General features: G+C 60.6%; 13 protein-coding genes. 11 read left to right on the forward strand and 2 right to left on the reverse strand.

The window, feature by feature from the left end; translation table 11 throughout:
• Nucleotides 1–9: 9 nt before the first annotated feature.
• The 11 genes from FMF02_RS08985 to FMF02_RS09035 all read left to right on the forward strand — a co-directional run bounded on the left by FMF02_RS08985 (nt 10) and on the right by FMF02_RS09035 (nt 16,514).
• Nucleotides 10–1,470, forward strand: a complete 1,461-nt coding sequence (locus FMF02_RS08985) for a RagB/SusD family nutrient uptake outer membrane protein (protein WP_019130095.1) — start codon at nt 10–12, stop codon at nt 1,468–1,470.
• A gap of 10 nt (nt 1,471–1,480) precedes the next feature.
• Nucleotides 1,481–2,905 (forward strand): glycerophosphodiester phosphodiesterase family protein, encoded by a 1,425-nt coding sequence (locus FMF02_RS08990; protein ID WP_244611555.1) that lies wholly within the window; start codon nt 1,481–1,483, stop codon nt 2,903–2,905.
• A 26-nt stretch (nt 2,906–2,931) separates the two neighbouring features.
• Nucleotides 2,932–4,794 carry a PKD domain-containing protein gene (locus FMF02_RS08995; protein ID WP_141412901.1) on the forward strand — a complete coding sequence of 621 codons (1,863 nt, stop codon included), beginning with the start codon at nt 2,932–2,934 and terminating at the stop codon, nt 4,792–4,794.
• Between the two features lie 24 nt (nt 4,795–4,818).
• Entirely contained in the window at nt 4,819–6,855 is a 2,037-nt protein-coding gene (locus tag FMF02_RS09000; protein WP_141412902.1) for an endonuclease/exonuclease/phosphatase family protein, read from the forward strand.
• Between the two features lie 76 nt (nt 6,856–6,931).
• Nucleotides 6,932–7,849 carry a glycerophosphodiester phosphodiesterase family protein gene (locus FMF02_RS09005; RefSeq protein WP_141412903.1) on the forward strand — a complete coding sequence of 306 codons (918 nt, stop codon included), beginning with the start codon at nt 6,932–6,934 and terminating at the stop codon, nt 7,847–7,849.
• Nucleotides 7,850–7,859: 10 nt separating this feature from the next.
• Nucleotides 7,860–8,741, forward strand: coding sequence for an endonuclease/exonuclease/phosphatase family protein (locus FMF02_RS09010; RefSeq protein WP_141412904.1), 882 nt, complete (start codon nt 7,860–7,862; stop codon nt 8,739–8,741).
• A 36-nt stretch (nt 8,742–8,777) separates the two neighbouring features.
• Complete coding sequence (locus tag FMF02_RS09015) at nt 8,778–10,151, forward strand: MFS transporter (protein WP_141412905.1); 1,374 nt, start codon at nt 8,778–8,780, stop codon at nt 10,149–10,151.
• A gap of 387 nt (nt 10,152–10,538) precedes the next feature.
• Nucleotides 10,539–11,006, forward strand: a complete 468-nt coding sequence (gene rimP / locus FMF02_RS09020; RefSeq protein WP_141412906.1) for a ribosome assembly cofactor RimP — start codon at nt 10,539–10,541, stop codon at nt 11,004–11,006.
• A 34-nt stretch (nt 11,007–11,040) separates the two neighbouring features.
• Nucleotides 11,041–12,270, forward strand: a complete 1,230-nt coding sequence (nusA, locus tag FMF02_RS09025) for a transcription termination factor NusA (protein ID WP_019130088.1) — start codon at nt 11,041–11,043, stop codon at nt 12,268–12,270.
• Nucleotides 12,271–12,297: 27 nt separating this feature from the next.
• Nucleotides 12,298–15,150: a translation initiation factor IF-2 gene (gene infB / locus FMF02_RS09030; RefSeq protein ID WP_141412907.1), complete on the forward strand. Its 2,853-nt coding sequence runs from the start codon at nt 12,298–12,300 to the stop codon at nt 15,148–15,150.
• 44 nt (nt 15,151–15,194) lie between these two features.
• Nucleotides 15,195–16,514 (forward strand): acetyl-CoA hydrolase/transferase family protein, encoded by a 1,320-nt coding sequence (locus tag FMF02_RS09035; protein ID WP_019130086.1) that lies wholly within the window; start codon nt 15,195–15,197, stop codon nt 16,512–16,514.
• Between the two features lie 229 nt (nt 16,515–16,743).
• On the opposite strand, the gene FMF02_RS09040 is transcribed toward FMF02_RS09035, so the two are convergent.
• Nucleotides 16,744–18,126, reverse strand: coding sequence for an MFS transporter (locus FMF02_RS09040; RefSeq protein ID WP_141412908.1), 1,383 nt, complete (start codon nt 18,124–18,126; stop codon nt 16,744–16,746).
• A 15-nt stretch (nt 18,127–18,141) separates the two neighbouring features.
• Nucleotides 18,142–18,933: a S1/P1 nuclease gene (locus FMF02_RS09045; protein ID WP_141412909.1), complete on the reverse strand. Its 792-nt coding sequence runs from the start codon at nt 18,931–18,933 to the stop codon at nt 18,142–18,144.
• Nucleotides 18,934–18,945: the final 12 nt, after the last annotated feature.

Genomic DNA, 18,945 nt, shown 5'->3' on the forward strand with positions numbered 1-18,945 from the left:
CGGACGATCATGAAAATCAAACAGATATTCGCAGTTCTGGCCGTCTCGGCCTCGTTGATGTCCTGCAATTTCCTCGACGAGTTCGATCCCAACGCCACGACGGCCGGAAATTTCTACACCTCGGAGGCCGACATCGAAACCTCGCTCAACGGGGTTTATCAGTCGCTCGCGCAGAGCTACTACTACCAGTACAACTACTATTTCACCGACGTGCGGGCACACGTGACCGTCGTGACCGACAGCGGAGCCAGCAGCGGCATTCCCTATCAGTTCTACAACTATACGCTCACCGAGGAGAACCAGTACGTCTACAACCGCTATACGCAGCTGTTCAAAAGCATTTCGCGAGTCAATACGCTGCTTTCCCACCTCGACGACGTGACCTATTCCGCCTCCGAGGCGCGCGACACCTACGAGGCCGAAGCGCGTTTCGTCCGTGCGCTGACCTATTTCCATCTGGTCACGGAGTGGGGGGACGTGCCGCTGGTGCTGGAACGTCTGGATTCGAAGGACGAGGTGGCGGCCAACAACTACCGTCGCCCCAAAGCGCAGATCTACAAGGCGATCTTCGATGATCTCGATTTCGTGCTGGACAGCCCGCTGGCCGATTTCCAGCCCGCTTCGGAGTGCGGCCGGGCCAGCAAGGCCGCTGCGCTGGCGCTTTACGGCAAGGCGGCTCTGCAATGCGCCTGCGACGAGGATTTCGCCTCCGAAAAGAGCTCCTACCTGACCACGGCCATCGAGAAGCTCACCTCGGTGTGGGGGATGCGTCCTTTCGGCGAGCTGTCGGAAATTCCCTACAACCAGATCTGGGACCTCTCCACGCAGAAGTCCTGCCCCGAGAACATCTTCCAGATCAACTACGTGCAGGGAAATGCCGATCTCGGTTCGATCTGGAACTACCAGTTCGGCCCCAGCACGACGGGCGTCACCTCCTATAAAATCGGCCAGATGCACAACATGACCACCGGAGAGGTCTACGAATCGTTCGATCCGGGCGACGTGCGGCGCAACTACCTGCGCGCGACGACCGTGGCCGGCGTGACCTACTATCATACGATGAAGTACGCCGATCTGGAATGCGGCGCCAACGGTTACGGCGGCAACAACTGGATCGTGCTGCGTTACGCCGACGTGGCGTTGATGCTGGCCGAAGCCTATTACTGGCAAGGCGTTTCGCCGACGGCCGAGACCTACCTGAACATGGTGCGCCGGCGCGCCGGTCTGGCCGACTGGTCGGGCAGCGATCTGCGTCAGGGCATCTACGACGAGCGTCTCTTCGAGTTCATTCAGGAGGGGCTGCGCTGGCAGGATGTGCTGCGCATGTACTCGAACGAGGAGATGATCGAGCATTACAACGCCGTCAATTCCAATTTCTCAGTGAAGGATCTGCTGCTGCCCATTCCCTACAACGAGCGGATTCTCAACCCCGAGGGACTTTACCAGAATCCCGGATACGGGGTGGAATGATTCGAAGACGATGATACGCCTGAAAAACATGCCGCATATGCTGTGGATCGCGGGGCTCGCCCTGATCGCCGCCTGTTCGGACGGCGGCGGGGAGGAGCGGCCCGGGCCGCAGCAGACCGCCCTTTCGATCGTCTGGACGCCCGAAGCGCCCGCGGCCGGGCAGTCCGTGCGCTTCTCGCTCGGCGGCGACGTGTCGAACGTCCGCAGTGTGCTGTGGATGTTCGGCGACGGCAAGACCTCTTCGGCGGCAGCCGGCGGAGAGGTCGACCATGCCTATGCCGCTGCCGGAGACTACACGGTGAAAGCCGCCGTCACACCGGTCGCGGGTTCGATGAGCGAACTGTCGCGATCGATCTCGGTGAGTGATACCGAAGCCGCCATGGTCGTGAGCAACGATTTTCCTGCGTGTCGGGAGGAGGTCGTCTTTTCGCTCAACCGGATGACCGGCGTCACGGGCGTGAGCTGGGATTTCGGCGACGGCAGCGAACGCCGGCAGACCGCTTCGGCTTCGGAGACGCTCACGCACAGCTATGCCGAGGAGGGCCGTTACACGGTTCGGGCGGAGGTCGCCTATGCCGACGGCGGTACCGAAACGCTGATGCGCCAGATCGAGGCGGCGGGACTTTCGCTGAGCTGGGCGTGCCGCAATTTCGATCCCTCGAAGATGTGGATCATGGCCCATCGCGGCAACACGAAGAACGGCTACGAACTGCCGCCCAACTCGATGGCGGCGTTCCGCCGCTGTGTGGAGCTGGGATGCGTGGAGTTCATCGAGACCGACGTGCAGATTACCAAGGACGGCGAAGTCATCTGTCTGCACGACAATTATCTGAGCCGTTTCACCGATTACAACGACTACGCTTCGGGCAAGGGCATGGTCGCCGATTTCACGTTGGAGGAGCTGGGGCGCTTCCGTCTCAAAACCACCGACGGCAAGGTTTCCGACCAGAAGATCCCGACGCTGGAAGAGGTGCTCATGGAGTTCCGGGGCAAGGTGTGGTTCAATCTGGACAAGTGCATGGAGAGCGACGTGAGCATCGAGAAGGTCTACGACGTGGTCGAACGCTGCGGCTGTCTCGACCGCGTGCAGTTCTACATCTCCGACGACACCGACCGCGCCGACTGGCTTTCGCGGCAGAAACCGCAGGGGATCATCGCGCCCCATGCCAACAAGGAGGAGGTGTTGACCCGGATGGCGGCCTACTCGCCGGTCTACATGATCCAGACCTCGACGCAATACGCGGGTGCCTCGTGGATCTCGTCCATCAACGCGCGGGCGCTCTCGGTCACCAATCTGCTCGACGACGAAGGGCAGGCGTTCTACAACGGCAACACGACCGTAATGGACGGTTTCGTCTCCGCGGGCGTGCGTATGATCCAATGCGACTATCCCGCTGAAATGGACGAATACCTCCGGGGCAGGGGGAAACGCTAAACCTTAAAACGATAAAATACATCACAATGAAACGAATCCTTTCAATTCTGAGCGTCGCGACGCTCTTCGTGCTGATCGGATGCACGGACAGCAACGACGATATGGAGATCGTATACGACTCGATCATCGAACCCGATTTTACCGTCGCGGCCGCCGAAATCGTGGCGGGCGTGACTCCCGTAACCTTCACCAACACCACCTCCGTGGAGGGTACGACCGTCGCGGAGTATTTCTGGCACTTCGGCTTCTCGGGCGAAGGCAACTGGTCGGAAGAGGCCGAACCCGATCCGATCGTCTACAATCAGGCGGGCGAATACACGGTGACGCTCACGGCGTGGGGCGCCGACGGCAACCGCGCGACCGTGAAAAAGGTCGTCACCGTGCTGGCCGACAACGTCGTGCCGACGGCCGATTTCAGCTATTCGCCGATGATGGTCAACGTCGGCGACGAGGTGACCTTCACCGACAAGTCGACCGATTCCGACGGCGAGATCGTCTCGCGCGAATGGGTGTTCCCCGACGGTTCGACCTCGACGGAGACGAATCCCTCCTACACCTTCACGCAGAAGGGTATGTTCCAGGTCAAGCTGACCGTCGCCGACGACCGCGGCGGTGAAAGCAGCGCGACCAAGTCGATCAACGTCCGCGACGGCGACGTGTCGGATTTCACGCTGCTGTGGTCGACCGAGGTCGCTTCGGCCGATGCGCTTTGCGATGCCAACGTAGTGACGGTGAGCGATCTGGGTTATGTTTATGCCGTGACCGGCGACGGCAAACTGGTGGCGCTCGACGCCGAGGGTGCCGTGGCGTGGGAATACGATGCCGCCGCGCAGGACAAGGTCAATCTCAGAAAGGAGATCGCCTACCCGTCGGTAGATGCCGACGGTACGGTCTACTGGGTGGCGCACGCCTACGGCGACGATTCGGCCGTCCCGACCGTCTATGCGTTCGAGGGTTCGACGGGCTCCGTGCTCTGGAAGAACCAGACGGCCTACGCCGCAGGCGCCCGCATCGCCTTCTCGACGCCGAGCGTCGGCCCGAACATGGTCGTCGTCGGCAGCCGGGGCACGAACGGCGCGATCCGCGGATTCGAGAAATCGTCGGGACGCAATACGGCCCAGGCCACTCCGGCCAACGGCGGCGGTACGTCGGGCACGATCGTCCTCAAAAACGGCGTGGTGATCTTCACCAATACGGGCGAATACGGCTACGGCATCATGGTTCCCGACGATCAGTTCGTTTGGAGCCCCGTTCCGACGGCCGATACGTTCGCACCCGGCAAGACGCTCTCGGCCGGCCGCTGCCAGCCCTGCGTCGGCGCCGACAACTGCGTCTACCTTCCGGGCAAGATCAAGGAGGGCAGCGGCGGTTCGTGGAACATCGCCTGCTTCGACTGCACGAATCTGACGGCCTCCTCGACCAAAACGCCCAAATGGAGCGTCGCCGTGCCCGACGGATTCGTTCAGGGCGGCGCCTCGCTGAGCGCCGACGGGCAGACGCTCTACATCGTGGCCGATGCGGCGACGCCTTCGACCGTCTACGCGCTCAGCACCTCGAACGGTTCCACCGTCTGGTCGTATCCGCTCGATGCGCACTGCAACAGCGTTCCGGCGGTGGACAACCTCGGACAGGTGCATGTCGCCACCGAGACCGGACACTACGTCGTGCTGTCGCCCGACGGCAAGCCGGTCTACGACGAACAGATCGCCGACATGTTCGAGGGTTCGGTCTCGATCTCCGAGTGGGGCTACTCCTACGTGCTGGGCAAAGACGCTTCGGCGGGCAAGCTCAAGGTCTACGCGGTGGCGCTGCCGGGCGTAAACTCCGCCGCGGCGTCGGCTTGGTCGCAGTACGGCCGTAACGCACGCCATATCAACTATCAGCAATGAACAACCGAAAAATAACCGACTGAAATGAAAAAGTATCTGTTGTTTCCGTTGTGCGCGGCACTCTGTCTGCTGGCGGGATGCGCCGACGATTTTCCGACGGAACTGAACCACAATTATTATCAGGACGACACCCCGCCCGCCGAGCCCGACATCACGGAGCAGACGGTCAAGCTCGGCACCTACAACCTCTGGATCTCGAACAAGGGTACGGGCGACTATGTCTGGACGCATCGCCGCGACATCCTCGCGCAGTCGATCGTCAACAACGACTGGGACATCTTCGGATTCCAGGAGGCCAACAGTACGATCCAGAGCGAACTGCCGACGCTGGTGGCGGGCAAGGGCGGCAACTACGAATGGTGGTTCGTCGGCCGCGATTCGCAGGACGGCAAGAACGGCGAGGCGCTGGGCATCGCCTACGATCCCGACCGGTTCGAACTGAGCGACCGGCACTATTTCTGGCTCTCACCGACGCCCGACGAGATGAGCTACGGCTGGGACGAGGTGAGCTACCACCGCATCGCCTGCTGCGCCGTGGTGACGGACAAGGCTTACGGCAAGCAGTTTTTCATGATGGTGACGCACATGCCGCTGGCCGACATGGCGCGTTCGGAGGCCGCGAAGGTCATCATCGAGCGCGAGCAGATGTACAACACGCTGGGGATGCCCTCGGTGCTGGTCGGCGACATGAATGCCACGCAGGACGACGCCGCTTCGGCGACGTTCCGCACCCATTGGGAGGACGCCTATCAGGCGACGGATCCGGCGTTCGTCGACGGTCCCGTCGGCACGTTCAACGGGCACAAGACCTCGACCGACCTTTCGGTCTCGACGGCCCGCATCGACTACATCTACACGCGCGGTCAGCTGTCGCTGAAAACCTATAAGGTGGACAATTCGATCTACGAGGGCATCTATCCCTCCGACCACTGTCCGGTGACGATTCAGGTCGATTTCGACTACGATGCGCCCGAAGCGCCCGAAATCGAGGGCAGCGGCACCGCCTCCGATCCGTGGAAGATCAGCTCCCCGGCCGACTGGAACGCCGTGGCCGAGTCGATCAACTCCGGTGCGGCCGACGCCGTATACCTCTCGACGGCCTGCTACGAATTGAGCGCCGACATCGATTTCGAGGGTCAGAGCGCAGTGCCCGTCTCGTTCGAGACCGGAAGTCTGGTCTATTTCGGCGGCGTGTTCGACGGCAAGGGCCACACGATCCGAAACGTGAAGACGACCGCGTCGGGCGAGTCCTTCGGACTGTTCGGCGGCAACGAGGGGACGATCAAAGATCTCGCGGTGGAGAACCTCGCGCTCTCGACGGCCTTCAAGACCGCCGGAGGCATCGTCGGAACGAACCGCGGCGTGATCGACGGCGTCACCTTCCGGGGCGAGATCATCGGTTCGGGCAAGGCGGCCGTGCTGGGCGGTATCGCGGGCCAGAATCAAGGCGTCATCATCAATTGCGGCAACCGCGGCGGCAAAATCGAAGCCGTCGAGCTGGACAAAGGCGTGAAAGGCGAGAACCTCGGCGGCATCGCCGGCCAGATCTCCAAGGGCAGCGACGGCAAGGGCAATTATATCGTCAACTGTTACAGCTGGATCGAGCGGGTCGCTTCGAACAACAACAACATCGGCGGTATCGTCGGCATCGTCAGCGACGACAGTTTCGTCGTCAACTGCTATTCGACGCTGGCCGACGTCTCCCAGAACGATTCGTTCGCTTCGTCGGTGGGCTACAACAAAAAGGGCAACGTACAGAACGTCTACGGTAACGAAGCCTGCCCCTCGGGCAAGAAGAATCCCGACTGGATCGTCGGCAACGACTCGAAGCAGGACGGTTCGGTATGGGCGGAGAGCCTCGGGCTGCTGCTTTCGCTCGACGAAATGAAATCGGGTGCCGTCACGGTGCCTTCGTCCGGACAGGAATGCGCTTCTTTCACGGAGGCGCTGAACGCCGGAGCCGAAATCTATGCGTCGACGCCGGCCGAGACGCTTCCGGCCAAACCGGAGACGGCCGTCCGCAAATGGGTGGATTCGGACACCTATCCGGTACTGGAATAATCCGCATATCGGCGGAAGGCCGTGCCCTACGGCAGGCCTTCCGCCTTTTGTCAAATTTGAAAAAAAACGATTGAAAATGAAAAGTTTGCTGATATTATTCGGCGCGGCGGCACTCCTCTGCTCGTGCGCGTCGCAACCTGAACCGGCCGCCGGCCGCCGCACGGACCGGATTCTGGCCGAACTGCACGATCCCGCATCGAAAAAAGTGTTGGTCGTCTCACACCGCGGCGACTGGCGCAACTGGCCCGAAAACTCGATCGACGCCATCGAGTCCGTGATCGCGATGGGCGTGGATGTCATGGAGATGGATCTCAAACTGACCAAGGACAGCGTACTGGTGCTCTGCCACGACAAGACGATCGACCGTACGACCAGCGGAAAAGGCCGAGTCTGCGACATCACCTACGACTCGATCCGCCGCTGCGTGCTCCGTACGGCGCACAATCAGAAGACCGATCTGCGGATGCCGACCCTGCGCGAAGCGTTAGAGGTCTGCAAAGACCGCATCGTGGTGAACATCGATCAGGGGTACGAATATTACGACCTCGCGCTGGCCGTCACCGAGGAGCTGGGCGTCACGGATCAGGTGCTCATCAAGGGCAAGCGTCCGGCGGAGGTCGTGGCGGCGAAGTTCGCCGCCTATCCGCACAACATGATGTACATGCCGGTCATCGACATCCTCAAACCGCAGGGACGCGAACTCTTCGAGGAGTACCAGAAATCGGAAAAGCAGCCGTTGGCCTACGAAGTCTGCTGGGACGAATATACGCCCGAGGTGGAAGCCTGCATGAAACGCATCGTGGACGGCGGTTCGAAGCTCTGGGTGAACTCGCTCTGGCCGTCGCTCTGCGGCGGGCTGAACGACGACCGCGCTTTCCGGGGAGAGACGGAGGAGGTCTACGGCCGGTTGCTCGACATGGGGGCGACTATCATCCAGACCGACCGTCCCGAACTGCTGATCCGCTATCTCGAATCGAAAGGACGCCGCGGGTAACGATACGATCATGAAAAAAGTGCTGTTCTGTATCGCCGCCCTCTGCGCGGCGACGACGGGTGGCTTCGCGCAGAGCTTCTCTGCGGCGACCTACAACGTGCGCCAGCTCAATGCCGGAGATGATGCGAGGGGCGACGGCTGGGAGCGGCGGCTTCCGGTGATCGCCTCGCTGATCCGTTACCACGATTTCGACATTTTCGGAGCTCAGGAGGTGTTCCACAGCCAGCTTCTGGATCTTCTCGCGGCGCTTCCCGGTTACGGCTACACCGGCGTCGGACGCGACGACGGGGCCGAGGCGGGCGAATATGCGGCGGTGTTCTACAAGAAAGACCGTTTCCAACTGCTCGACTCGGGGCATTTCTGGCTTTCGGAGGAACCCTCGCGTCCGAGCAAGGGCTGGGATGCCAAATATGTCCGCATCTGCTGCTGGGGCCGGTTCCTCGATCGGGAGAGCGGCGAGCGGTTCTGGTTCTTCACGCTCCATACCGATCACAAGGGCCGGCGTGCGCAGGTCGAAAGCTGTCGGCTGGTGGTCGACCGCATTCGGACGATGTGCCGCGGCGAGCGCGCCGTGCTCACGGGAGATTTCAACGTGGGCCAGACGAGCGAAAGCTATGCCGTGCTGCGCGATTCGAAGCTGCTGTTCGACGCTTGCGATCTGGCCGAACTCCGCTATGCCGAGACCGGCACCGAGAACGGCTTCGATCCCGACCGCAAGACGTTCCGGTGCATCGACTATCTCTTCGTGACCGAAGGATTCCGCGTGCTGCGCTACGGCATCCTGACCGACACCTACCGTACGAAGGAGCCCGCCGGTAGCGCGAAGCCCTACCGTGCACGGACTCCGTCGGATCATTTTCCGGTGCAGGTCGAACTGACCTTCGCCGAATGACGATCCCGCAACCTGAAACCATTTTCCGACAAACGAATGAGCATACTCTCTTTCTTTCGAAAAAGCGCGCCGTCGGCACCCTTCGCGGGAGACGACGCGGCGCGCATGAAACTGTATCGGAAACTCCGCTTCCAGAGTTTCATCGCCGGTACGGTCGGTTACAGTCTCTATTACGTCTGCCGCACGAGTCTCAACGTGGTCAAGAAACCGATTCTCGAAAGCGGGGCGCTCGACGCCACGCAGCTGGGTATCATCGGTTCGGCGCTGCTGTTCGCCTATGCCATAGGCAAATTCGTCAACGGCTTTCTCTCCGACCACAGCAACATCAAGCGCTTCATGGCGGCCGGACTGTGCGTCTCGGCCGTCGCCAACCTGCTGGTCGGGGTGCTGGGATTCGCGGGCGGCGCGGGCTTGGCGGGCAACATGACGCTGTTCGTCGCCTTCGCCGTGATGTGGGGCGTCAACGGATGGGCGCAATCGATGGGCGCACCACCTGCGATCATCGCGCTGTCGCGGTGGTATCCCCTGAGCAAACGCGGCACTTACTACGGTTTTTTCAGCGCCAGCCACAACCTCGGCGAATTCCTGTCGTTCCTCTTCGTCGGGGCCGTCGTCGGCATCTTCGGCTGGCAATGGGGCTTCGTCGGCTCGTCGGTGGCGGGCGTGTTGGGCGTAGCGGTGATCGTCTTCCTGCTTCACGACACCCCTGAATCCAAAGGATTGCCTCCGATCGAGGTGCTGACCGGCGAGGAGTCACCCGGACAGAGCCATGACCACGGTTCGACCTCCGACTTGCAGCGTTCGGTCATCCGCAATCCCTTCGTCTGGGTGCTGGCCCTGTCGAGCGCCTTCATGTATGTCTCGCGCTATGCCGTCAACGGTTGGGGCGTGCTGTTCTTGCAGGAGGTCAAGGGCTACTCGCTGGCTCTGGCCACACAGGTCATTTCGGTCAACGCGCTGCTGGGCATCGTCGGGACGGTCTTTTCGGGCTGGTTGTCCGATACGCTGTTTCACGGACGCCGCAATGTGCTGGCCTTCGGTTTCGGCGTGCTGAATACCGTCGCGCTGTGTCTGTTCCTCTATTCGGGCGACGGCATACTCGTCAACATGCTGAGCATGGTGCTCTTCGGTATGGCAATCGGCGTGCTGATCTGCTTCCTCGGAGGTTTGATGGCCATCGACATCGTACCCCGCGAGGCAACCGGCGCGGCCCTGGGCATCGTCGGCATGGCCAGCTACATCGGCGCGGGGTTGCAGGACATCGTGAGCGGGTGGCTCATCAACGAGGGAAAAACGGTCGTCGACGGCGTCGCTCGCTACGATTTCGAGGCCGCAGCCCTCTTCTGGATCGCGGCCTCGGCCCTTTCGTTCATCCTCGCGCTATGCGTGTCGAAGCGCTCGCACGCATAGCGCGCAGCCGAAATCTTGGGGAATCGTACCGTGCGGAATTTCCGGTTGCCGCGCGGTACGGTTCCTTCGTGTTCCGGTCAGGGGGCGGATCGGCCCTGCCGTGCATCCGCCGAGCGGATCGGCATCGTTCCGGCGAAAGGAGGTGCGGAATTCCGAGGAAACGGCGGGAGTACGGTTTCCGACTCCGATCCCGGAGACGCGCCGTTGACCCGAAACCGCTCCGTATCGGAGGCTTTCCGAGCCGTTCGCGGCAGCCGAAGGGAGCGTCGGAACGATTTTTCTTCGTAAATATTTGTGGTAGAAGAAAATTTTACTATATTTGTGGCGTGAAAAGAAGCAGTAAGGGGACAGGAGTCCCCTTATTTCGTAAATATATCCGAAACGATTATGATCGATTGTCAGAAAATCAAGGCGCTTGCCGAGCAGCAACTCGTTGGTACCGATGTGTTTGTGGTGAGCTGTAAGGTTTCCCCTTCCAACGAGGTGGAGTTGCTGCTGGACAGCGACACCTCCGTGCAGCTCGAAACCTGCGCCGCCGTCAACCGCGCCGTCAACGAAGCGATGGCCGACGACGAAGAGGATTTTTCGCTCACGGTGGCTTCGGCCGGTATCGGCGAAGAGCTGAAATGCGAACGGCAGTTCCGCAAGCTGGTGGGCCGTCCGGTCGAAGTGCTGTTGTTGAACGGCACGAAGATCCGTGCGCTGCTCGATGCGGCGGATGCCGGGGGAATCACGCTCTCCTACGAGGAGAAGCAGGCGGTCGAGGGCAAAAAGCGCAAGCAGCTGGTGAAGGTGGTCAAACGCTACGCCTTCTCCGAGGTGAAATATACGAAGGAGTACCTGGATTTCAAGTAGACGGATCAAAATAATAAAAATAAGATAACGCAACATGGATAATCTGAATCTGATCAGCAACTTCGCTGAATTCAAGGAGCTGAAAAACATCGACAAGAGCACGATGATCGGCGTGTTGGAGGACGTTTTCCGCCACGCCCTGCAAAAGCAGTACGAGACGGACGAAAACTTCGACGTGATTATCAACCCCGAAAAGGGCGACCTCGAAATCTGGCGCAACCGCACGGTGGTGGCCGACGGCGAGGTGGAGAATCCCAACGCGCAGATCGCCGTCTCGGAGGTGAAGGCCATCGATCCGACCTACGAGGTGGGCGACGAGTATGCCGATGAGATCAAGCTCTCGTCGTTCGGCCGCCGCACGGTGCTGTCGCTGCGTCAGAATCTCGCGTCGCGCATCCTCGATCTGGAGAAGGCCAGCCTCTACGAGAAATATTCGCAGCAGGTGGGCGAGATCATCACCGGCGAAGTCTACCAGGTCTGGAAAAGGGAGGTGCTGATCCTCGACGAGGACGAAAACGAACTGATCCTGCCCAAGGCGGAGCAGATTCCCAACGACTTCTACCGCAAGGGCGATACGATCAAGGCGATCGTCAAGGCCGTGGAGATGAACAACAACCAGCCGCGCATCATCCTCTCGCGTACGGCCAACCAGTTCCTCGAACGGCTCTTCGAGCAGGAGGTGCCTGAAATCGCCGACGGGCTGATTACGATCAAGAAGATCGCCCGCATACCGGGCGAGCGCGCCAAGGTGGCCGTCGAGTCGTACGACGAGCGGATCGATCCGGTGGGCGCCTGCGTGGGTATGAAGGGGTCGCGCATCTACGGCATCGTCAAGGAGCTGCGCAACGAGAACATCGACGTGGTGAACTATACGACCAACACCCAGCTGATGATCCAGCGTTCGCTCAATCCGGCCAAGATCTCGTCGATCACCATCGACGAGGAGAAGCAGACCGCTTCGGTCTATCTCAAACCCGATCAGGTGTCGCTGGCCATCGGCAAGGGCGGTCTGAACATCCGCCTGTCGAAGATGCTCACCGGCTACGACATCGACGTTTACCGCGAGGTCGAGGAGGAGGACGTCGACCTGAACGAATTCAAGGACGAGATCGATGCGTGGATCATCGACGCGCTGAAAGCCGTCGGATGCGATACGGCGAAGAGCGTGCTGGAACTTTCGGTCGAGGAGATCGCTTCGCGCGCCGATCTGGAAATGGAGCAGGCCCAGAAGGTGGTGGAGATTCTCAAAGCCGAATTCGAATAACGAGACAAAGAAAGGAGAACAGACAATATGGCAAATGAAAGAAGAATAAGACTCATCCAGGTTGCAAAGGAGTTCAATGTGGGCATCAACACCATCACGGACTTCCTGCAAAAGAAGGGGGTCAAGAGCGACGGATCGCCCAATGCGCTGGTCGATGCGGAGACTTATGCCCTTCTCGAAAAAGAGTTCGGCGCGGGCCGTGCCGTCAACAGCGAACGTGTCAATATCCGCGAGCGCATCGCGCAGAAGCAGGCGACCGTCACCCTCGACGACGACGCGAAGGGCAAGGGCGGAAAGAACGACGAGGAGTTGCTGGTCAAGAGCAACGTCATCAGCGTGAAGGACGAGGTGGCGAGCATGGGTCCCAAGATATTGGGCAAGATCGACCTCTCGGGCAAAGGCCCGAAGGCGGCTCCGGCTGCAACGCCGGCCCCGGCTCCGCGCCCTGCGGCGAAACCTGCTCCGACGCCGGCGCCCGCTCCTGCGGCGGTTCCCGCTCCGGCCGAACCGGTCGTGCCGACGCCCGTCGAGGTTCCCGAGCCGCAGCCGGCAGCGCCGGCCGTGACGCCTCCGGCGGTCGGGAAGCCCGCCCCTGCGGCGCCTGCGGTGACGCCGACGCCCGCACCGGTACGGCCCATGGCTTCGGCCGAGGCGCAGCAGAAGACCTACGACGAGCGGCAGGCCGAGAAGAAAGACGATATTTTCCGTCCGGCGACCGAGACGCTGACGGGTCCTCAGGTGCTCGGCAAGATCGACGTTTCGGCCATGGTGCCGGGCGGCAAGCATAGACGCAAACGCCTGTCGAAGGAGAAGGTGGACGTCAACCGCGCGCAGCCTGCGGGCCGCGGAGGCGGTAACGGCGGCGGTTCGCAGGCCGGCGGCAATGCCTCCGGCAGGGGCGGCGGTCAGCCGCGTCCGGGCGATGGCCGCAACAAGAAGAAGAGCGCCCGTGTGGTGAAACCCGTCGTGCGTCCCGAAGTGAGCGACGAGGAGGTAGCAAAGCAGGTGAAGGATACGCTGGCACGCCTGACCTCGAAGGGTGCCAAGTCGAAGGGCGCCAAGTACCGCAAGGAGAAACGCGAGCTGGTGGCCGAACGCCTGAACGAGGAGATGCAGCGCGAGCAGAAGGAGCGTTCGATCCTCAAAGTGACCGAGTTCGTCACCGTCAGCGAGCTGGCTACGATGATGGACGTTTCGGTCAACGAGGTGATTTCGGCCTGCATGAACCTGGGCCTGATGGTTTCGATCAACCAGCGTCTCGACGCCGAGGCGATGGTGGTCGTGGCCGAAGAGTTCGGATATAAGGTCGAGTTCGTATCGGCCGACATCCAGGAGGCGATCGCCGACGACGAAGTCGACGACGAGGCATCCCTCGTGCCGCGCCCGCCGATCGTGACCGTCATGGGCCATGTCGACCACGGCAAGACGTCGCTGCTGGACAATATCCGCAAGACCAACGTCATCGAAGGCGAGGCGGGCGGTATCACGCAGCACATCGGCGCGTACAGCGTCGTGCTCAACGGCCGCAAGATCACTTTCCTCGATACGCCGGGACACGAAGCCTTCACGGCCATGCGTGCCCGCGGCGCGAAGGTCACCGACGTGGCGATCATCATCGTGGCGGCCGACGACAGCGTCATGCCGCAGACGGTCGAGGCGATCAACCACGCGCAGGCTGCCGGCGTGCCGATGGTCTTCGCGATCAACAAGATCGACAAGCCCAACGCCAATCCCGACCATATCAAGGAGCAGCTGGCCCAGATGAACTATCTGGTCGAGGAGTGGGGCGGCAAGTACCAGAGCCAGGATATTTCGGCCAAGAAGGGGCTCAATCTCGACAAACTGCTCGAAAAGGTGCTGCTGGAAGCCGACATGCTCGATCTGAAAGCCAACCCCGACCGCAAGGCGACCGGTACGGTCATCGAGTCGACGCTCGACAAGGGGCGCGGCTACGTGGCTACGGTGCTCGTGGAGAACGGCACGCTCCATGTGGGCGACGTTCTGCTGTCGGGTATCCATACGGGCCGCGTGAAGGCGATGTTCAACGAGAACGGCAAGAAGGTGACCGAAGCGGGGCCCGCGACGCCGGTGCAGGTGTTGGGTCTCAACGGCGCTCCGCAGGCGGGCGATACGTTCAACGTGATGGACGACGACCGTTCGGCGCGTGAGATCGCCAGCAAACGCGAGCAGTTGCAGCGCATGCAGGGCATCATGACGCAGAAGCACGTGACGCTCGACGAGATCGGCCGCCGTATCGCCATCGGATCGTTCAAGGAGCTGAACATCATCGTCAAGGGCGATGTGGACGGTTCGGTCGAGGCGATGGCCGGCTCGCTCATCAAGCTCTCGAAGGAGACCGTGCAGGTCAACGTCATCCATGCCGCCGTGGGACAGATTTCGGAGTCCGACGTGCTGCTGGCCGCCGCGTCGAACGCCATCATCGTCGGGTTCCAGGTGCGTCCGTCGGCTGCGGCGCGCAAGACGGCCGAGAAGGAGGAGATCGAAATCCGTCTCTACTCGATCATCTACGACGCGATCAACGACATCAAGGACGCGATCGAGGGTATGCTCGAACCGGTGATGAAGGAGGAGATCGTATGCTCGGTCGAGGTGCTGGAAATCTTCAAGATCACGAAGGTCGGCACGGTGGCCGGATGTGTCGTCCGCGAGGGCAAGTTGCAGCGCTCGACGCCGATCCGCGTCATCCGCGACGGCATCGTCATCTACACCGGCAAGCTCGGATCGCTCAAACGCTTCAAGGACGACGTCAAGGAGGTGACCACGGGACAGGACTGCGGTCTGAATATCGAGTCGTTCAACGATATCCGCGTGGGCGATATCGTCGAGGGGTACGAGCAGGTCGAAGTGAAACGCAAATAATATCGATTGTTTAAATACCTAATCTCAAACTTAAAAAGGCAGTAATGAATACTCCGATCAAATTCACAACAGCCGAGGAGGCCGTGAAGGTCATCAAGTCGGGCGATCATGTCCATCTGAGTTCGGTGGCTTCGGCCCCGCAGTGCCTCATCAAGGCCATGTGCGCCCGCGGCGAGGCCGGCGAGTTGAAGAACGTCCACGTGCACCATCTGCACACCGAAGGGCCGGCGCCCTATGCCGACCCGAAGTTCGAGGGTGTCTTCCAGCTCGATTCGCTCTTCGTCGGCGCGAATGTCCGGAAGGTGACGCAGAGCGGCTACGCCGATTACATTCCGATCTTTTTGAGCGAAACGCAGAAGCTGTACCGGTCGGGTGCGGTGCCCTGCAACGTGGCGATGATTCAGGTCTGCCCGCCGGACAAGCACGGCTACGTTTCGCTGGGAACGTCGGTCGACGCTACGCTGGCGGCTATCGAATGCGCCGACCATGTGATCGCCGTGGTGAACAAGTACGTTCCCCGTGCCTTCGGTCAGGCGATGATTCCCCTGTCGAAGATCGACCTGTTCGTGCAGGACGACCAGCCGCTCGTCGAGGCGAAGTTCTCCGAACCGAGCGACGTGGAGAAGGCTATCGGCGCGCACTGCGCCGAATTGATCGAGGACGGCGCGACGCTGCAAATGGGCATCGGAGCCATTCCCAACGCCGTGCTGGCGCAGCTGGGCAACCATAAGAACCTGGGTATCCATACCGAGATGTTCGCCGACGGCGTGCTGCCGCTCGTACGCAAGGGCGTTATCAACGGCGAGGCCAAGAAAACCGATCCGGGCAAGATGGTCTCGACGTTCCTGATGGGTTCGCAGGAGGTCTACAACTTCATCGACGACAACCCCGGTGTGCTGATGATGGACGTGGGATATACGAACGATCCCTACGTCATTTCGCAGAACGACCGCTTCGTGGCCATCAACTCGGCCATCCAGGTCGACCTGACGGGTCAGGTCTGCGCCGATTCGATCGGTACGAAGTTCTGGTCGGGCGTGGGCGGTCAGGTCGATTTCGTCTACGGCGCTTCGCTGTCGAAGGGCGGAAAGGCGATCATCGCCATGCCTTCGATCACCACCAAGGGCGTATCGAAGATCGCTCCGGTGCTCGATACGGGAGCCGGCGTCGTTACGACCCGCAACCATATCCACTGGCTGGTGACCGAGAACGGTGCGGTCGACCTCTACGGCAAGACGTTGCAGGAGCGCGCCCGTCTGGTGATCTCGATCGCCCACCCCTCGGCACAGGAGGAGTTGGATCGTGCGGCGTTCGAGCGTTTCGGTTCGCACCACCACTACATCAAGGGTTACATGCAGAAGTAGTTTCGGATTTCAGAGGAGGCTTTCCGTCCTCCTCGGTTCGCCCCGGCAGGGTCATACGTGCGTATGGCCCTGCCGGGGCGAACTCTGTCTGGGAGAAGTCGCCGATTCCGAAAAGCGATGGAGAAGGCCGGTTCGTCGCGGGTCTGAGCGTCCGCTCTTTCGGAGCGGGAGCGGCAAAAAGAAGGCTCGCTTCCGAGAAGCGAGCCGAAGAAGATGAGGATCAATTGCCCTATTCCGCCTGCTTGTCGGAGACGTTCGATTTCCAGTTGAGCAGCGGGAGCAGAAATGAGATGACGGATGCTGCTATCCAGAAAAACGCCACGGGGGCGAAGTCATAGACTTTCGTGCCGTCGGCGGCGACGGTTATGTGTGCGTCGATGAGCCATCCTGAGGCTACGTCCTGAATGCCGGCGGCGCAGTAAGATGCTACTCCCACGACGCCCAATGCGGCGCCGGTAGCCTTGCGGGGGACGATGTCCACGGCCATCAGACCTCCGAGGAAACAAATCAGTACGCCGATGGCGATTCCGAAGAGTACCATCGCCAGCACATTCACCCACACCTCTGTACCGCCGTACAGGAACAATGTCAGTGCGACGGAATTCAGTATGCCGAATAACAGGGCGGGGAGCTTTCGGTCTCCCTTGCAGAGTTTGTCGGAGAACCAACCCGAAAGTACGGTTCCGAGAATTCCGAGCAGGGCGTTGATTGATACGATCGAGATGGCCTCGCTGTCGGAGAACCCTTTGGCTTCTTGCAGAAACAGTACGCCCCATCCGTTGATGGCGTAGCGGGAGATGTACATGAAGGCGCTGGCAGCCGCCAATATCCATACCGCAGGGGTTTTGAGTACTTGTTTCTGGATCTCCTTCACGGATCTGTCGGCTTGGGACCGGGACTTTTCATGCGCCAGAGTCTCGACCGGAGGCAATCCTTTGGATTCAGGGGTGTCGTGGAGCCAGCAGAGGATGACGATTACCCCGATGGCTCCCGCTGCTGCCGATCCGAAAAAGCCGGCCTGCCATCCGGCGAAGGTCACGATCGACCCTACGAAGAGGAATGAAAAGAACTCTCCGAGGTTGTGGCTTGCAGAGAAGAATCCGTAGTAGGTTCCGCGTTCTTTGAGGGGATACCAGCGTGAGAGGGAGATGATTGCCGGAGGTGCGCCCATCGATTGCGCCCAGCCGTTGAGCCCCCACATTACGGCGAAGGCGACGAAGACGACGGCCGTGGGGATGACCGACTGGGCGAGGCCCAGTACGCCCATCAGCGCGTTTGCCGAGGCCGAAACGACGAGACCCGTGGCCATGAAGCGTTTGATGTTGCAGTAATCGGCGATGAATCCGTTGACGAACTTGCCGACGGCATAGGCAAATAGGAGCGCCGACCCGATGATGCCCAGTTGTGAGGCATCGAGCGAACCGCTGTCGAGTATCGGCTTTTTCATGACGTTGAGACTCGTTCGGCAAACGTAGTATAGACTGTATCCGAGTGTCGCGGCGGTAAATGCTTGCAGCCGGAGACGGCGGTAGTATCTGTCGCACGCAGTGTCGTCCAGCTCCCGCTTGGGAGCCGGACGACTGATGCGATAAAATTCCTTGATCCGATTCATGAATTCCGAAGTCCGTTAATCGAAAAGACCGTTCAGCAAACGGGCGAGCCGGTATCCGGCTTTTCGGATTTGACTTTCGACCAGAGGCAGGGCCTTGTTCAGAAAGTCCTGTCCCAGCCGGGCGTCGGGTTTGGCCCATTCGAACTGCACTTCGCAGCATACGGCGGCATCGTGCAGCCAGTCGCGGGGCGTTCCGGCAGCGATGGCCTGTTTGTCGCTTTTCGGAAGACGGTCCAGTTCATCGGCCCATTCGCTGACCGACCAGATACGCGAGACGGTGATGATCTCGTTGTCCCAGACGCTGTGGACGTAGAACTTGTGCGCTTTGCGATATTTGTCTTCGAAAAGTACGTCGTATTTCATGTCGTGGGTCGCGTACTTGATGTGCGCGGGGCAGTGCATGTCGCCCACCAGATGAATGACGTATTTGAGGTTGACGGCCACGGTGGAATCGCTTTGCTCCCGGTAATTTTCGAGGATGCGTATGGCGGATTCCAGTCCGTAGATGGCATTGCCGCGTTTCGGGTTGAGCAATTCGTCCGAGTAATGGAGACGGGCATCGACAGGCGCCGTGTGCCAGCCGTCCGTGAATGCATATTCGGGGGTCTTGCGGTATTCGTCCATCCACTTGGCATAGTAGACGATCGAGTGCCCTCCGAGGTATTTTTCGATGCGTTTTTTCGCTCGCTTCGTCAAGTTGCGTTCGGCGATCTTGGCAATTGTCTCGTGCCCTTCGCGTCCCCATCCGAAGACGGGACCGGAGTGGAAAAGGGCGCTGCACAGTAGCAGAATCAGTAATTTTTTCATAAGTTTCAGCGA

The organism is Alistipes communis (genome assembly GCF_006542665.1).
GTDB classification, from domain to species: Bacteria; Bacteroidota; Bacteroidia; order Bacteroidales; family Rikenellaceae; genus Alistipes; species Alistipes communis.